The organism is Streptomyces sp. NPDC001787, assembly GCF_040297465.1.
Taxonomy (GTDB): Bacteria; Actinomycetota; Actinomycetes; order Streptomycetales; family Streptomycetaceae; genus Streptomyces.
In genome coordinates this window covers 60,414-76,329 of sequence record NZ_JBEOZE010000005.1, presented here as the reverse complement: position 1 = coordinate 76,329, position 15,916 = coordinate 60,414, and the positions used below count along the sequence as shown (strand labels likewise).

Here is a 15,916-nt window from a genome sequence, read left to right as displayed (position 1 = left end):
ACGGCGACACGAACAGCCAGCCCTTCAGGCACCCAGCTCCTCCTCCATCGCCACGGCCACGGCTGGCCAAGGTGCCTTCAGCTCGCCGAACAGCCGCCAGTAGCGGTACGACGCGCGAACCAGGGAACTGACGCCCAACCTCGCCGCACCAGGATCGACCGTTGCGATCACTCGGCGAGTGATTCCGCCTGCTCCTCGCGAGGCGGGACGGATGCCGTGCGCGAGGAGGAGAGTGGCGGTGCGGACGGCATCCAGGGTCGGTGGTGGGGCCAGGGATGCGAACCTGCCGAATATGAGATCCCTCCACCCCAACCGAGTCCGTGCCCAGGCCAGTCGCTCAAGACCGGTACCGAGGTCCACGGCCAGACGGGCAGGGTTGTCGGCGTTCCACAGGAGGACGATGTCACCGACAGGCAGGTCCAAGTGCTTGAAGCGAAGTGTGATGCCCTCGACTTGGCGGCGCTTCCAAGTGGTCAGTGTGCCGTGGACGCTGATGTGGCGCGCGTGGAAACCGAGTCGTGACAGCACGCTGAACCAGCCGTCCAAGATTCCTCCGTACTCGTCCACGTGCTGGATCGGCTGGACACGGGAGACGTTGACGAACGAGGTCAGGAACCCTGGCCGAAGATCACCCGATGCGTCGCGCTGCCCGGTGAAGCGGACAACAGGCTGAGGCAGGAAGCCGCTGCGGTAGGTCACCGGACGCCCGTCCTTGAGGTAGGGATCGAGGGCTTGGACTGCCGAGATCGTCAGCTCGGTCTCGCGGCCCCACTGAAGCGGCAGGCAGGTGTCCTGCGGGACGCCTAGCGCCGCGAAACCCGTCGTGAGCCCCGCCAGTAGTTCCTCCCACGACGGCGCCTGACGAGGCGGACGGTATGGGGAGCCTCTGTGTGCGTGCTCGATCTTGACCTGTCTGTCGGAGACGGTGAACTCCCAGTGGGCCCCGAGGATGCGCTGAAGGACCTCAGGTATGAGGACGCCTGAAGGAGGTGATGGCACGAACGGGCGTTCTCTGGGATGACTCGACATCACGGCCGACTCGCCATCGCCCTGAAGTGGCGGGCCGGATCGAAGCGGTCCATCCCGATCTCCTGGACCTCCGCGTACTTCAGGTCCCCAGCTTTCTCGATCGCCCGCGCGAGGAGTTCCGCTGCCGTCTCGTCGTCCACGACAGGGTCGGCCACCGCCACCACGCCGGTCTGATCGCACAGAGCGGCTTGGGCGCATGTGCCCTCACGCCAGGTGAGCGCGGCCATGGGGGTGCCGGCGCGGAGAGACTCGCCGAAGACCGCGGCGCCGGCCTCCACGTATGCACGGGCGTAGGTGTAGACGAAGACGGAGGCGTCGCGGATAGCAGCCGTCTTGGCGGGGCCGCCGAGTTCACCGACCCACTTCACGTGGTCCGCGCTGAAGAGGTGTTCGTGGCGGCGCACGTACGCCTCGTCGAAGACAGGGCCGACGATCTGTATCCGGCGGCCGAGGATCTGGGCGGCTCGGACAGCGATGTGCGGCGCCTTCTCCTCGTCTATTCGGCCGAGCCATACGAGGTCGCTACCGGCGACGGCGGGCGGCTCTTCCTCGTTCAGGCCGAGGTGGACAGCGAGTTCGGGGATCGGTCGGTGGGCTGCGTACCGCTCGATCATCTCGGGCGAGTAGCAGTAGAGCCGTGACCGCTTGCCGTCGAAGGCCGTGTCCGCGTGCTGGAAGACGGGCGAATGCTGGAACGTGGCCATGTCGCAGTCCAGCTTGTTCCAGGTACGCGTCCAGGCCGGCAGCGACGGGTATTCGTGCCCGACGACCAGGAGGTCGTATCCGGCGCTGCGGAGCTCGCGCTCGGCGAGTGATCCGGGAGTGAGGTCCTCCAGGCGGACCGGCTTGCGGACCCAGTCGTGTTCCAGGTCCGCGAGCCAGCCCGGCCCGAGGAGGTGTACGTCGGCGCCTGCGGTTCGGGCGCCTACGGCGACCGCCCACAGCCATCGTTCGATTCCGCCGTAACCGGCGGGTGGAAAGGCGTAGCTACCGGGGAAGTCGCAGACGCCGACGAGCACTTATGCCTCCGGTGTTCCGTCCGCCGAGATCCGGCGGAAGCCGAGGTACGGGAAGAGAGATTCGGGGAGGACGAGCGAGCCGTCCTGCTGCTGGCACTGTTCGAGGAGCGCGGCCAGGGTGCGGCCGACGGGCAGGCCGGAGCCGTTGAGGGTGGCGACGAGCTTGGGCTTGCCGTCCTTGCCGCGGGTGCGGATGTTGGCGCGGCGGGCCTGGAAGGTGCCGAAGTTGGAGATCGAGGAGATCTCCCGGTAGGTGTTCTGGCTCGGGATCCAGACCTCGATGTCGTACGTGAGCTGGGCGGAGAAGCCGGTGTCGCCGGCTGCCAGCTTGACCACGCGGTAGGCGAGGCCGAGCTCCTTCAGGCATGCCTCGGCGTGGCCGACCATCGTCTCCAGCTCGGCGTCCGCGGTCTCCGGGTCGACGATCTTGACCATCTCGACCTTGGAGAACTGGTGCTGGCGGATCAGGCCGCGGGTGTCGCGCCCGTATGAGCCCGCCTCGGAGCGGAAGCACGGGGTGTGCGCCGTGAGGGCTAGGGGCAGCTCGGCGGGCGGGATGATCTCGTCGGAGTAGAGATTGGTCAGCGGGACCTCGGCCGTCGGGATGAGGAACAGGTCGCGATCGGCGGCGCCGGTCTTGAACAGGTCCTCCTCGAACTTGGGCAGCTGACCGGTGCCGGTCATCGTCTTGCGGGTCACCAGGTACGGGACACCGTGCTCGACGTAGCCGTGGCGGCGCGTGTGGATGTCGAGGAAGAGCGTGGCCAGCGCGCGCTCCAGGGCGGCGCCGGCGCCGCGGGAGACCGCGAAGCGCGAGCCGGACAGCTTCGTGGCGCGGGCAAAGTCGAGGACGCCGGTGGCCTCGCCCAGGTCGACATGGTCCTTCGGCTCGAACGAGAACGCCGGCGGGTTGCCGACGCGCCGGATCTCGACCGCGAACTCCTCGGAGTCGCCGTCCGGGGCCTCGTCGTCGGGGAGATTCGGGATGGTCAGCAGGAGCTCGGTGAGCTCCTCCTGGACCTTCTCCTGCGCGGCCTCGATGTCGCGGATCTGGTCCTTCAGCTCGCGGGCGCGCTCCTTCAGCTTGGAGATGTCCCCACCCTGCTTGGCCGTCTGCTGGACCTCGCTCGCCACCCGCTTGGACTCCGCCCGCAGCTCGTCGGCCGAGCGGATGCTCTGGTTGCGCCGGGACTGGAGGTCTTCCAGCCGGGACAGATCCAGGGAGTAACCGCGACGAGCGAGCCGACGTACCGCTTCGGCACCCATTTCAATCAGGGCGCGGGCATCATGCATGAGGAAGATCCTTCTTATCCGGCGAGTGGGATGGGGATACCGCATCGACGGTAGCAACCGCCGACCCCTCACCGATCCGCAATATCGACGCGTCACCATCGGCGGTGATCTCGCGCAGAGTGGCCGATTCAAGATCATCCAAGAGCTCCGTGACCAAGAGGGAAAGATCGTCGTCGCCGATGGCGAGCGGCTCGATGTAGGGAGCCTCGGGGAAGAACAGCGGCATGGCCTCGCCGGCCGCGCGATCTCCATGCCAGTGGAGGACGGAAACCAGCAGGCCGTGCCCGACCAGGACGCGGGGCGCTGGGTGCTCCAGAGCGGTGAGGACGCCGGTGAGCAGCCTGCGTATGCCCTCATGCTGCGACTCCGCGGCGCCCGGTGGGCGTTGACGAGGACCGTGCTCGTCGAGCCAGGCCGCGTAGTCGAGGAAGGGCTTGCCCTCGAACTCCCCGTAGTCGAGTTCGTTCAGCCGGGCGTCTACAACCAGCTCGGGCGAGGGGACGCCCATGAGTAGCGAGGCGGTCTGCCGAGCCCGTGGAAATTCGCTGGTCAGACAGCTGGCCACGGAATGGAGTGGGAGGACGTTCCACGCACGGCCGAGCGACTGTCGGCCCTCGTCGGTCAGAAGAATCTGCTTGGTCGGGTCGCCGTTGACGAGGTACCGCTTGCTGTAGTCGGTCTGGCCATGGCGAAGGATGTACGTCGTCACGATCCACTCCGAGGGGTTGTCGCTGTCGCCAGAAGATCGCTGAGCACGGTGGCCATGAACGTGGCGCGTGGGTCGCCGGACTCCACGTAGAAGAGGAGGCCGTGGACCGCCAGGAGTCGGCACCAGGGTGCGAGCACGGGGACGGGGATCCGAGACGTACGTGAGGCGACGGCCAGCCGTGCGGTCGTCCCGCGTCCGAGCTCGTAGTAGACGGTCCAGAACGCCCAGTCGAACGCGGGATCGCCCACCATGGGGAGCGGATCGATCAGCCGGGGGTGTCCCCGCCAGTCGAACAAGACGTTCTCCCGGTACAGGTCGGCGTGCAGCACCGTCGCTCGGCGGGAGCCCTCCTCCAGATCGGCGACGGCAACGAACCCTGCTTCGACGAGGGAACGCCAGCCACCAAGGTCGAGTTCGCGCATCCGCCGCTCGATCTGCGGACGCACTTCGTGGGCGAGGTAGTCGGTGAGGAGTGGAAGCTGCTCCGACCGGAGTCTGTGACGCCCCAAGGTGTGGAGCCCGTGGACGGCCGCCGCCACCATTTGGAGCTCCCGCCGCGGCCGATCCGCGCCGCCGGGTTGCCCTCCGATGAGTTCGAGCGCGGCCACGGCCAGATCGTCCGCGGCATCCATGACCTCCGCCGTCGGGCCAAGGGCCCAGAGCCGTAACGCTTCAACCTCGTGGCGAAAACGAGATGGATCAACCCATGCTTTGAGGAGCAGCGGACGCCCGTCGGGACGGGCCGCGGTCACGATCACCGAGGCGTGGCCGGCGTCGTGGTACGCCACGAGCGTCAGCTTCCACCTCCCTGCCGCACGTGCCAGTAGCCCCGGGACTGCGTCGAGCCACGGCTTGACCGCAGGCCCGTAGTGCGCGAGCAGCCGTTGCCTGCACCCTGCGGGGATCTCTCCGAGCGTCCGCTTCGTCATCAGCTCAGTTCGATCCCGTCCGAGACGAGCTCGTCCGTCAGGGCGGGGAACTCGCCCAGTACCTCCGCGACGAGGGCCTGCACCTTGTCGACCTCGGCGTCCGGGGCGGAGAGGCGGACGAGGATGCGCCAGGGTTCGTCCAGACGCTGGCCGGTGGTGCTGACCAGATGCACTTCCGCGTGCCCGTCGGTGGTCTCGTGCAGGCGGTGGGCCAGGCGCTGCGCGGCGATGTTGTAGAGCTTGCCGACGTGGTAGACGGGGTTCTTGCCGTTGGCGCCCTCCAGGTTCATCGGCCGCAGCGGCGTGATCAGCCCGTTGACCCGGTTGCCGCGCCCGACGACGCCCTCGTCCCCCGACTCGATCGAGCTCCCGGTATAGGTCAGGTACAGCTCGTCCTTCTCCGGGACGTCGCGGGCGTTGAGCCGGAAGCGCGCCTGGGCGCCTGGCAGTCGGAGGCCGGCCAGCCGGTGGCACTCGGCGAGGACGGTCTCCTTGTTGCGGATGTACTCGGCCCGGCTGGCGACGTGGCGCGACTTCTGCGGGACGCACAGGACGATGTCGGCTTCGTCGCCGTCCCAGAAGCCCATGAGCTTGACGTCGGAGCCGCACCACGCGTGGGAGAGGGGGAACTCGCTCTCGCCGGAGAAGTGGTTCACCAGGTCGCGGACGAACGACTCGAAGGCGTTCTCGGGGGCCCAGCCAGTCCCCAGCGACGTGTCGTTCGAGAGCCGCACCCGGCGCTCACGGAGGTCGTCGACGGAGCGGGGATTGAACCAGCGCGTGCGGTCGGGAGTCCCGTCGCCGGTGAGGACCGCCCCGGGGCTGGAGTTGCTGGTGATGTTGAAGACGATGTCGAGGTGGTCCGACACCTCGGGAAGCCGCTCGGCGAAGAACGCCCGCACCTCGGCCTCGACGATCTCCTCGACCGGGATCGTCTCGCCCCCGCACATCGGCGCCGCACGCCCGTTGACCAGGACACGCACCGGGGCGGTCATCGCGCCTGCTCCGTAACGGACTTCGCTGGCGCCGCCGAGGAGAGCGAGCTTGTCGAAGTTGTGGTGCAGCACGGCGCCGAAGCGCGCGACGGTGTGGTGGCTGTAGGCGCGGGACAGTCGCTCGGCGAGGTGATCGGCGAGGGTGTCCGGGTGGCCGAGGCCCTTCCGCTCGACGATGGTCGTCGCGTCCGGTCTGGCCATGGCGGTGTCGATGACGAGGTGGCTGTTGCCGATGATCGTGCTCGTACGAGGCATCACGAACTCCCTTTCAGGGGTGGGAAGAAGGGGATGAGCGCAGGCGTCAGCACGCCTGGACGAGCGGTGCGGTCGAGATCTCAGCGAGGCACTCCGGCAGCGCGGAGATGCGCCACGATCGCTGCGAGTGACTGGTATGCGGAAACGGCTTGTTCTTCAGCGGTGAGTCGGACGATGTCGTGGGTCGTGACGAGGTCGATGTCCTGGGTCCGGCGGCGATCGAGCCAGAGGAGCAGACGCCAGGCGAGCACCGGCCCGCAGAACGGCAAGCGGTCCGCGAGATCGACTGGAATGCGCGTCGGCGCTACGTCCTCGTACAGCAGATCCCGTACGAGATGGAAGACGACGTCGGTGTAGTCGAGAACGGCCGGGCCACAGGCGCTCGCCTCCCAGTCGACGACGTGCAGGTGTTCTCCGTCGACGAGGAGGTGCTCGGGCTTGAGATCGCCATGTAGGTGCACGGTTGGGTGGGCGTCGATCATTGGGAGGGCCTCCCGCAACGCAGCCCACCAGGGCATCCGCCGGCAGCGGGCCGAGAACTGATCCAGCAGGAACTGGCTCGCGGAAACAGAGCTGCCAGCCCGTGTCGCCCAGCCGGGGCCAGGAGTAGCGCCAGCAGTGGGCCGGTGAAGCATGCCGCTCACCGCCACGACGTGACCGATGTAGTCCTCCGTCGTCTTGCGGGTAGCCACCGAGCATGGCGTCCCGTGCACCGCCCGGAACACTGTCCAGGACCCGGCCTCGTCGCATCCCGTCGCGAGGATGGTCGGAACCGAGATGCCGCGCAGTGCAGCGCGCTGGACCGTGGTGGCCTCCCGTCGGCGTCGGCCCTCGGGGTCGATGCCGACGTAGACCTTCAGCACGGCACTGCCGTCCGTGGCGAACCGCGTTCTGGAGTACGGCTTGAGGACAGCCACGCCGAACGGCCCCAGCCCTCGTCCGACCCACGGCTCCGCCATCTTCGTGCTGCGCATCCTCCACGCACCTCCGTCCCGTTCGAGAAGCAGAACCGATCGCCAAGGCCCGCTGGAATGAAGGGAGTTAACTCCATCGCCCTGCGGCCTTCTCGGTCTGCTGCGACAGTAGGCGCGGCGCCCCGCAGCACCCCGGAAAAACCTTCCGGGGTCGATTCCGGCCACGAGGTGATGCTCAGAACATGCGAGGGATGACAGAGAACCTGACCATCGGCGAACGCGTTGCCTGGTACCGGCGCCGACGCGGACTTTCCCAAGAGGTCCTTGCCGGCCTCGTCGGCCGCACCACGGACTGGCTGAGCAAAGCGGAGAACAACCGGATCGAGCTCGACCGCCTCTCGGTGATCACCTCACTCGCCGAGGCTCTCGACGTCTCGCTCGGGGATCTCCTCGCCGAGCCGACGCTCCTGGAGTGGTCGAGTGACAGCGGCCGCCGTACGGTGCCTGCTCTGCGTGACGCGCTCATGGACTACAAGCAGCTCACGCCCCTTCTGGGGCTCCCACCCGACGACGAACCGCCGCCCCTGGCGGGCTTGCGGGACGCAGTGAAGGAAGTCCTCGACGCCTACCAGGTGTCTCAGTACGGCTTCGCGACCCGACGGCTTCCCCTCGTCCTCGCCGACGCCCTCGCAGCCTCCCGCTCGTATTCAGGGCGTGACGGGGAGGAGGCCCATGCCGAACTCGCCTTGGCCTATCACGGTGCGGCCATGGTGCTGGGCAAGGTCGGGGAGTCGGAACTGGCATGGATCGCCGCCGACCGTGGCCTGGCGGCAGCGCAACAGAGCGGCCAGAGCACGGTGACGGGCTCGCTCTTCCGGGCGGTCACGCACTGCCTGATGGCCACTGGCCGCTTCACCGCGGCGATCCAGCTGGTGAACGACGCGGCGGCCGTCATGCAGCCCGGCCTGGGCACCGCGAACGACGAGTACCTCTCGGTCTACGGCACGCTCTTCCTCGCCGGCGCCATGGCGGCCGCCCGAGCGGAGGACCGTGCGACCACCCAGTCCTTCCTCCGCGAAGCGGATGAGGTCGCACAACGACTGGGTGCCGACGCGAACCACCTCTGGACGGCCTTCGGCCCGACCAACGTGGTCATCCACTGCGTCGCCACCGCCGGAGAACTCGGAGACATCCAGATCGCGGCCGATCTCGGGCAGCGCATCGACACCAGCGGCTTGCCTGTAGAACGGCGCGTGAGGCACAGCCTGGAAGTCGCCCGAGCCCTCAGCGCCTGGAACCGGACCGACGAGGCCCTGGCCACGCTGCTGGACGCCGAGCGAGCCGCACCCGAGCAGGTGCGCCACCACTACCTGAGCCGCGAACTGGTCATCGGCTGGATCCGCGGCACCCGAGGCCGCCCCTCCCAGCCAGTGGCCGACCTGGCCCGCAGGCTCGGCGTGGTCGGCAGTTAGAGTCCGTTCCGTGACCGAGAACGAGCACGAAGCGAAGATGGCCCACCCGCGCATGGCCGCCGGCGCGCTCTTCTTCGACTACGCCGACCGGGTCCTGCTCGTCGAGCCCTCGTACAAGGACTATCGGGATATCCCCGGCGGGTACGTCGAGACGGGGGAGTCGCCCTTGCAAGCCTGCGTGCGCGAGGTCCAGGAGGAACTTGGCGTCAAGCCTGCGATTGGCCGCCTACTCGTTGTGGACTGGGCGCCGAACCCGGGGGAGGGCGACAAGGTGCTCTACCTCTTCGACGGAGGCCGCCTTACCGCGGATGAGTGCCAGCACATCGAACTTCAGGCCGACGAGCTTCGCGGTTACGCCTTCCACGACGCCCGAGAGCTGCCGAATCTCACGATCCCTCGCCTCGTGCGCCGCATCATTGCGGGCATTGAGGCCCGTGCCGACGGGGCGACTGCCTACCTGGAGCGTGGAGCGGCGCCGGAGGCGGCCGCGTAGCGAGGGAGCGTCCGGGCTGCCTCGTCAGGCAGGTCTGCCTGACACGCCGCTCGCCCATCGGTGCCTGGTGTTCCTTGGCCGACGCGACCGCGTGTGTCAGTGGGACACGCTAGCCTGCTTGCGTGATTACAGGTGAGCTGAAGAGCAAGATCGACCGACTCTGGGACGCCTTCTGGTCTGGCGGGATCTCCAACCCACTGGAGGTCATCGAGCAGATCACCTACCTGATGTTCATCCGGCGCCTGGACATCCTGGAACAGGCCAAGGAGAACAAGGCCAACCGCACCGGCCGTCCGGTCGAGAACCCGATCTACGCGGACGACACCCAGGTCCTGCGCTGGTCGGTGTTCATCAACGAGTCCCCCGAGAACATGCTAGTGCGGGTGCGTGACGGAGTCTTCCCCTGGCTGCGCACGCTGGGTGGCGAGGACTCCACCTATGCGCACCACATGAAGGATGCCCGCTTCACCATCACGACCTCGAACCTGCTGTCCAAGGCTGCCGACCTGATCAACGGCATCGACATGGGCGACAAGGACACCAAGGGCGACCTGTACGAGTACATGCTCGGCAAGATCGCCACGGCAGGGCAGAACGGCCAGTTCCGCACGCCCCGGCACATCATCCAGCTGATGGTGGAGATGATGGCCCCGCAGCCGGGCGACGAGATCTGCGACCCGGCGTGCGGCACGGCGGGTTTTCTCGTGGCATCTGCGGAGTACGTGGAGCGTACCCACCGCGAGGCGCTCTTCGAGCCGGCCCAGCGCCAGCACTTCAACGAGAGCATGTTCCACGGGTTCGACTTCGACAGCACGATGCTCCGCATCGGCAGCATGAACATGCTGCTGCACTCAATCGAGAACCCTGACATCCGCTATCGCGACTCGCTCGCCCAGAGCGCGGCGGCTGAAGCCGACCGCTACTCGCTCATCCTCGCCAACCCGCCCTTCGCGGGCAGCCTCGACTACGAGGCGACTGCAGCCGACCTGCAGAAGGTCGTCAAGACCAAGAAAACCGAACTGCTGTTCCTCGCCTTGTTCTTGAGGCTACTCAGGCCCGGTGGCCGGGCGGCGGTCATTGTGCCGGATGGCGTCCTGACTGGCGCGAGCAAGGCCCACAAAGAGCTTCGGAAACTCCTTGTTGAAGGGCACAAACTCGATGCCGTAGTGAAACTACCAAGTGGCGTATTCAGGCCGTACTCCGGGGTATCAACAGCGATTCTGTTCTTCACCAAGACCAACAGCGGTGGTACGGATAAGGTCTGGTTCTACGAGGTCACGGCGGATGGGTGGAGCCTTGACGACAAACGTAACCCCCTTCTAAACGAAGAAAAGCTCGGCCCCGCGCCGGTAGACGGTCCACTGGACCAAGCGGATCACACCAAGAACAATCTGCCGGACGTACTTGCGCGTTGGGCTCGGCGCAACGGCAGTGAGCATGATCGGGCGCGGACCGAGCAGAGTTTCTGCATCCCGAAAGATGACATTGCCGCGCAGGGTTACGACCTTAATTTGAATCTCTACAAGGAAGTAGTCCACGAGGAGATCAAGCATCGATCGCCTGGAGAGATCATGGACGAGCTTGCTCGAATCGAGGCAGAGATCGGTCAGGGAATGTTTGAGCTGAAGCGGATGCTGGGTGACGATCTCAATGGTTAAGCTCAGCGAAATGGCAGACATTAACCCCCGCCTGGTGAACCGCCCTGAGCCGAATACGCTTGTCTCTTTCGTTGGCATGGCCGATTTGAACGCTGACACTGGAGCGACTTCATCCGGCGAGGAGCGGATTTTCGATGAGGTCGCGAAAGGGTACACCCAATTCACCAATCAGGACTTGCTTGTAGCTAAAATCACGCCCTGTTTCGAAAATGGGAAGATTGCCCAGGCGGATCTTTCGCATTCTCACGGCTCCGGATCAACCGAGTTCCATGTGATTCGACCCGATCGAAGTAAGCTCGACGATCGATTTCTGCTCCATTTTCTACGTCAGCCGTCCGTTCGTATTGATGGCGAGCGGCGAATGACTGGAAGTGCAGGTCAGCGGCGAGTCCCCGAGAGGTATCTGGCTGACTTGCAAGTCCCAGTGCTGCCCCTACCGGAACAGCGTCGCATCGCGGGGATTTTGGACCATGTGGACACACTGCGAGTGAAGTCCCGCAAGGCCATTTCTATTTTTGACGACCTCGCGCAGTCCATCTTTCTCGACATGTTTGGCACTGTGGCGTCGAACGATCGGCAATGGCCTGCAGGGAAAGTTGCTGACCTTGTGGCCAAGTTCACCAGCGGAAAGAGTTTCGCTGCAGCCGAGAGCGACGGTCCGGATGTGCGATACCGCGTCCTCAAGGTGAGTTCCGTGACTTCCGGGCGATTTGACGCATCGGAAAGCAAGCCGGTGCCTAGCGATTATCTCCCGCCGCTTTCGCACATCGTCAATGATGGTGACCTCATCTTCAGCCGCGCCAATACGGAAGCTTTGATTGGGGCCACGGCATTGGCGGTATCCCCACCCCATAATCTTCTGCTGCCGGATAAGCTGTGGCGGTTCGTCTGGCATGCCGATCGACCGACGCATCCGCTCTTCGTGAGGCAGCTGTTTCTTCAGCCCGAGATTAGGCGGGAGATCAGTAGGCGATCCTCTGGGACCAGCGGATCGATGAAGAACATCTCACAGCCAAAGGTACTCTCCATCGCCTGCGGAATCCCACCCCTGGCGCTTCAGCATCAGTACGGGAAGCGGATTGAGTCTGTAGAGAAGATCGCAGATCAGCAGCGAGGGTATCTCGTCGAGCTCGATGCCCTCTTTGCGTCCCTTCAGCACCGTGCGTTTCGGGGCGATTTGTAGCCGAAATGTTTGGGGCTCATCCGAAACGAACAGCGCCAGCTGGTTGCAACTGATTGCCTCGTGCTGGTGTCGCCAGCCTAAGTGAAAGGTCACCAAGTCCGTGAGTAACTTTGGGTTTCTCCACGCCGAGTGGCATGAGCTGCACCGCGAGGCTGTGCACGCCGAGCGACTGGCATACGCGGACCCGCGGGCGTCCGCGTTCTACGCGCGGCGGGTGCTCGAGCTTGCAGTGACGTGGATGTTCGAGGTGGACGACACGCTCAAGCTGCCGTATCAGAATGACCTGGCGGCGCTGATTGCCGAGCCGACGTTGGTGAAGGTTGCAGGTCCTGCTATCCGGGCGAAGATGGACGTGATTCGGCGGCAGGGCAATGCTGCCGTTCATCGGAAGACGCCCATCGCTCCCAAGGACGCTGTGCGCACGGTCGCTGAGTTGTTCCACGTCCTGTACTGGATGGCCCGCACCTATACCCGTGACCAAGCCCGACTGCCCGTGTCTACACTCGCGTTCGACACGGCGCTGATACCTCGGCCCGTCCCGGCTGAGGGGCGGATCGCCAAGCAGGCCGAGCTGAAGGCCCAGGCCGAGAAGTACGCCGAGCAGGATGCCGCGCTGGCCGCCGAGCGGAAGAAGAATCAGGACCTCGACGCCGAGATCGCTGAGCTGCGCGCGCAGGTCAAGGCAGCTAAAGCCGCGAACGAGGCTCAGCCGGACACCCACGACTACAACGAGGCCGAGACTCGCTCGCTCATCATCGACCTCCTCCTCAAGGAAGCCGGCTGGGCGCTGGACCAGCCGAGAGACCGTGAGTATCCGGTCACCGGGCTGCCGACCTCGGCCGCGCCTTCCGGCAAGGGCAAGGTCGACTACGTCCTGTGGGACGACGACGGCAAGCCCCTGGCCGTCGTCGAGGCCAAGCGGACCACCCGCGACCCGAAGCAGGGCAAGTACCAGGCGACGCTCTACGCCGATGCCCTGGAAGCGCAGTTCAAGCAGCGGCCGGTGATCTTCTACACCAACGGCTACCGCACGTACCTGTTCGACGACCTCAACTACCCGCCCCGCGAGGTCCAGGGCTTCTACACCAAGGACGAGCTGCGCCTCCTGATCCAGCGCAGGGCCAGCCGCCGAAACCTCGCCAAGCTGCCGATCAATGAGCAGATCGCCAGCCGCCACTACCAGTCCCGCGCGATACGGCGGATCGCTGGCTCCTTCGAGCAGGACTCGCTGCGCCACGCCCTGCTCGTGATGGCGACCGGTTCCGGTAAGACCCGGACCGTGATCGCGCTCAGCGACCTGATGATGCGCGCCAACTGGGCCAAGCGCATCCTCTTCCTCGCCGACCGCAAGGCCCTGGTCAAGCAGGCCACCAACGAGTTCAAGAAGCACCTGCCCGGTGCCAACCCCGTGAACCTGCTGGAGGAGAAGGACCCGCATTCGCGCGTGTTCGTCTCCACCTACCCGACCATGATGAACCTGATCGACCAGACCGACGCCGATGGCCGCCGCATCTTCGGCCCCGGCTTCTTCGACCTGATCGTCATCGACGAGGCGCATCGTTCGATCTACCAGCGGTACGGCGCGATCTTCGACTATTTCGACTCGCTCCTCGTCGGTTTGACGGCGACGCCCAAGGACGAGGTCGACCGCAACACCTACCGCCGCTTCGAACTCGAAGACGGCGTGCCCACCGACGTCTACAGCCTGGACGAGGCCGTGGCCGAGGGGTACCTCGTGGCGCCGCGGGCCGTCGATGTCCCGCTGAAGTTCCAGCGTGGCGGCATCAAGTACGACGACTTGTCCGAAGAGGACAAGGAGAAGTGGGACGAGACGGAGTGGAACGAGGACGGTGACGTCCCGGACGAGATCACCACGGAGGAACTGAACAAGTACCTCTTCAACGCCGATACCGTCGACAAGGTCCTGCAGACCCTGATGACGCACGGCCTGAAGGTCGATGGCGGCGATAAGCTGGGCAAGACCATTGTCTTCGCTGCCAACAACAACCACGCGGAGTTCATTGCCGAGCGGTTCGACAAGAACTATCCGCACCTCAAGGGTGCCTTCGCGCAGGTCATCACCTACCGCAAGGAGTACGCCCAGAGCCTGATCGATAAGTTTTCCGACGCGGCCGAGCTTCCGCAGATCGCGATCTCTGTGGACATGCTGGACACCGGCATCGACGTCCCCGAAGTCGTCAATCTCGTCTTCTTCAAGCTGGTGCGCTCCAAGACCAAGTTCTGGCAGATGATCGGCCGCGGTACCCGCCTCGCGCCCGACCTCTTCGGCCCGAACCGCAGCAAGGACGGCTTCCTGGTCTTCGACCTGTGCCAGAACATCGAGTTCTTCAACCAGAACCTGATGCGCGCCGAAGGCAAGGTCGCCCCCTCGCTGAGCCAGCGGATCTTCGAGCGCAGAGCCGACCTGCTTCTCGCCCTTGATGACAGCTCCGCCCGCGACCACCAAGCAGCCGCAGTGATCGCTACGCGGCCTGAGTCCGACGGCACCGTCAGCGACTCCGGTCTGCGATGGGATCTCGCCACTCGACTGCATGACGAGGTCACGGCGATGAACCCGGAGAACTTCCTGGTCCGCCCGCACCGCGAACAGGTCGAGAACTTCGCCGACTTCGACGCCTGGCTGGAGTTCACGCCCGACGCGCATGGCGAGGTCATCGACCACCTGGCCGGACTCCCGACCGCCTTTCGCGACAAGGACGACGCCGGCGAGGAGGCCAAGCGCTTCGACCTGCTCGCGCTTCGTCTCCAGCTCGCCGTCGCGAACGGAGACCCAGGCTTCACCCGGCTACGGGATCAGGTCCAGGAGATTGCGTCCACCCTGCTCGACCAGCTGACCATTCCCGCGATCAAGGCACAGCAGGTTCTGCTCGACGAGGTCGCAGGCGACGAGTGGTGGCAGGACGTGACGCTGCCCCTGCTGGAGACCATGCGCCGCCGCCTGCGTGGCCTGGTCCGGCTGATCGAGAAGACCAAGCGCGGCATCGTGTACACCGACTTCGAGGACGAGCTGGGCGAGCTGACTGCTGCCACGCTCACCGGCATGGAGATCGGTACCGACCTCACCCGCTTCGAGCAGAAGATCCGTATCTACCTCAACACGCACCAGGACCAGCTTGCCGTCCAGAAGATCCGCCGCAACAAGCAGATCACGGCTCTGGACCTGTCGGAGCTGGAGAAGATCTTCGTTGAGGCCGGCCTCGGCACCTCGACGGACATCGACTACATCAAGGAGGCCAAGGGCGGCCTCGGCCTGTTCCTCCGGTCACTGACTGGTCTGGAGCGGGAGGCGGCGGCCCTGGCCTTCGACTCCTTCCAACAGGGCAAGACGCTCACGGCCAACCAACTCCGGTTCGTCAACGAGCTGATCGACTACCTGGCGCGCAACGGCACGATAGACGTTGACGCACTCTACGAGTCACCGTTCACCGCGCTCGCCCCGACCGGACCCGAGGCGATCTTCCGCGAGGCCGAAGTGGACATCATGGTGTCTGTCATCCACTCGATCCGCTCGACCGCTGTCGCTGACGAGGGCGTGGCGTAGCCCGCACTGTATGGAGGAGAAGCAATGCGCGAAGAAGTCACTGAGGCTTGCCCCGGAACTGGACAGCAGGGGCATATGGACGAAAGTGCACCAGGCGATGACTGGTACGTGATCTGCCCTGTCTGCGGGATGAAGTGGGCAGGGGGCAGCCTCACCGTCTCTCCCCACAAGGACTGGCGGACACGCTGAGATTCAGTAGTTGGTGCGTGAGCGATGCGTGAGCGGACGGCGCAGCGCCCACCGGATTAGGCGTCATGCCGCCGAGCCCGATAAGTCTCTGACCAGGCAAAACCGGATCTAGCGTGATCACGGGTCACCACCCGTCACGATCTTGCAGGCCCTCGTAATGCGTAGGTCTCGGGTTCGAATCCCGAAGGCGGCTCAGAGAAACCCCAGGATTCACTC

Annotated in this window: 12 protein-coding genes; 5 read left to right on the top strand and 7 right to left on the bottom strand. The window is 65.5% G+C overall.

The window, feature by feature from the left end; all coding sequences use genetic code 11:
• Positions 1 to 24 precede the first annotated feature (24 nt).
• The 7 genes from ABT170_RS08980 to ABT170_RS08950 form a co-directional block, all read right to left on the bottom strand.
• The gene (locus tag ABT170_RS08980) at positions 25 to 699 is read right to left on the bottom strand and encodes a hypothetical protein (protein ID WP_351865345.1); all 675 of its coding nucleotides are present in this window, start codon (positions 697 to 699) and stop codon (positions 25 to 27) included.
• A 329-nt stretch (positions 700 to 1,028) separates the two neighbouring features.
• Complete coding sequence (locus ABT170_RS08975; RefSeq protein ID WP_351865342.1) at positions 1,029 to 2,048, bottom strand: glycosyltransferase; 1,020 nt, start codon at positions 2,046 to 2,048, stop codon at positions 1,029 to 1,031.
• On the bottom strand, positions 2,049 to 3,341 hold the full coding sequence (gene serS / locus ABT170_RS08970) for a serine--tRNA ligase (protein WP_351865339.1): 1,293 nt from the start codon (positions 3,339 to 3,341) through the stop codon (positions 2,049 to 2,051).
• Positions 3,334 to 4,050 carry a histidine phosphatase family protein gene (locus ABT170_RS08965; protein WP_351865337.1) on the bottom strand — a complete coding sequence of 239 codons (717 nt, stop codon included), beginning with the start codon at positions 4,048 to 4,050 and terminating at the stop codon, positions 3,334 to 3,336. Before ABT170_RS08965 ends, serS begins: the two co-directional genes overlap by 8 nt.
• Entirely contained in the window at positions 4,047 to 4,979 is a 933-nt protein-coding gene (locus ABT170_RS08960) for an aminoglycoside phosphotransferase family protein (RefSeq protein WP_351865334.1), read from the bottom strand. Before ABT170_RS08960 ends, ABT170_RS08965 begins: the two co-directional genes overlap by 4 nt.
• Positions 4,979 to 6,229 carry a methionine adenosyltransferase gene (locus ABT170_RS08955; protein ID WP_351865331.1) on the bottom strand — a complete coding sequence of 417 codons (1,251 nt, stop codon included), beginning with the start codon at positions 6,227 to 6,229 and terminating at the stop codon, positions 4,979 to 4,981. The genes ABT170_RS08960 and ABT170_RS08955 overlap by 1 nt, the downstream gene beginning before the upstream one ends.
• Positions 6,230 to 6,309: 80 nt before the next feature.
• On the bottom strand, positions 6,310 to 7,203 hold the full coding sequence (locus ABT170_RS08950; protein ID WP_351865329.1) for an aminoglycoside phosphotransferase family protein: 894 nt from the start codon (positions 7,201 to 7,203) through the stop codon (positions 6,310 to 6,312).
• A 191-nt stretch (positions 7,204 to 7,394) separates the two neighbouring features.
• Between ABT170_RS08950 and ABT170_RS08945 the strand changes: the two genes are divergently transcribed.
• The 5 genes from ABT170_RS08945 to ABT170_RS08925 all read left to right on the top strand — a co-directional run bounded on the left by ABT170_RS08945 (position 7,395) and on the right by ABT170_RS08925 (position 15,511).
• Positions 7,395 to 8,615 (top strand): helix-turn-helix domain-containing protein, encoded by a 1,221-nt coding sequence (locus tag ABT170_RS08945; RefSeq protein WP_351865326.1) that lies wholly within the window; start codon positions 7,395 to 7,397, stop codon positions 8,613 to 8,615.
• Between the two features lie 10 nt (positions 8,616 to 8,625).
• The gene (locus ABT170_RS08940; RefSeq protein ID WP_351865324.1) at positions 8,626 to 9,108 is read left to right on the top strand and encodes an NUDIX domain-containing protein; all 483 of its coding nucleotides are present in this window, start codon (positions 8,626 to 8,628) and stop codon (positions 9,106 to 9,108) included.
• Between the two features lie 122 nt (positions 9,109 to 9,230).
• Positions 9,231 to 10,766: a type I restriction-modification system subunit M gene (locus ABT170_RS08935; protein ID WP_351865321.1), complete on the top strand. Its 1,536-nt coding sequence runs from the start codon at positions 9,231 to 9,233 to the stop codon at positions 10,764 to 10,766.
• Positions 10,747 to 11,949 (top strand): restriction endonuclease subunit S, encoded by a 1,203-nt coding sequence (locus ABT170_RS08930; protein ID WP_351865318.1) that lies wholly within the window; start codon positions 10,747 to 10,749, stop codon positions 11,947 to 11,949. The genes ABT170_RS08935 and ABT170_RS08930 overlap by 20 nt, the downstream gene beginning before the upstream one ends.
• A 100-nt stretch (positions 11,950 to 12,049) precedes the next feature.
• Complete coding sequence (locus ABT170_RS08925) at positions 12,050 to 15,511, top strand: DEAD/DEAH box helicase family protein (protein ID WP_351865315.1); 3,462 nt, start codon at positions 12,050 to 12,052, stop codon at positions 15,509 to 15,511.
• Positions 15,512 to 15,916 lie beyond the last annotated feature (405 nt).

Excerpts from the sequence above, each read along its gene's own strand:
- serS (WP_351865339.1), bottom strand. The coding sequence starts at position 3,341 with ATGCATGATGCCCGCGCCCTGATTGAAATGGGTGCCGAAGCGGTACGT.
- ABT170_RS08960 (WP_351865334.1), bottom strand. The coding sequence starts at position 4,979 with ATGACGAAGCGGACGCTCGGAGAGATCCCCGCAGGGTGCAGGCAACGG.
- ABT170_RS08955 (WP_351865331.1), bottom strand. The coding sequence starts at position 6,229 with ATGCCTCGTACGAGCACGATCATCGGCAACAGCCACCTCGTCATCGAC.
- ABT170_RS08950 (WP_351865329.1), bottom strand. The coding sequence starts at position 7,203 with ATGCGCAGCACGAAGATGGCGGAGCCGTGGGTCGGACGAGGGCTGGGG.
- ABT170_RS08945 (WP_351865326.1), top strand. The coding sequence starts at position 7,395 with ATGACAGAGAACCTGACCATCGGCGAACGCGTTGCCTGGTACCGGCGC.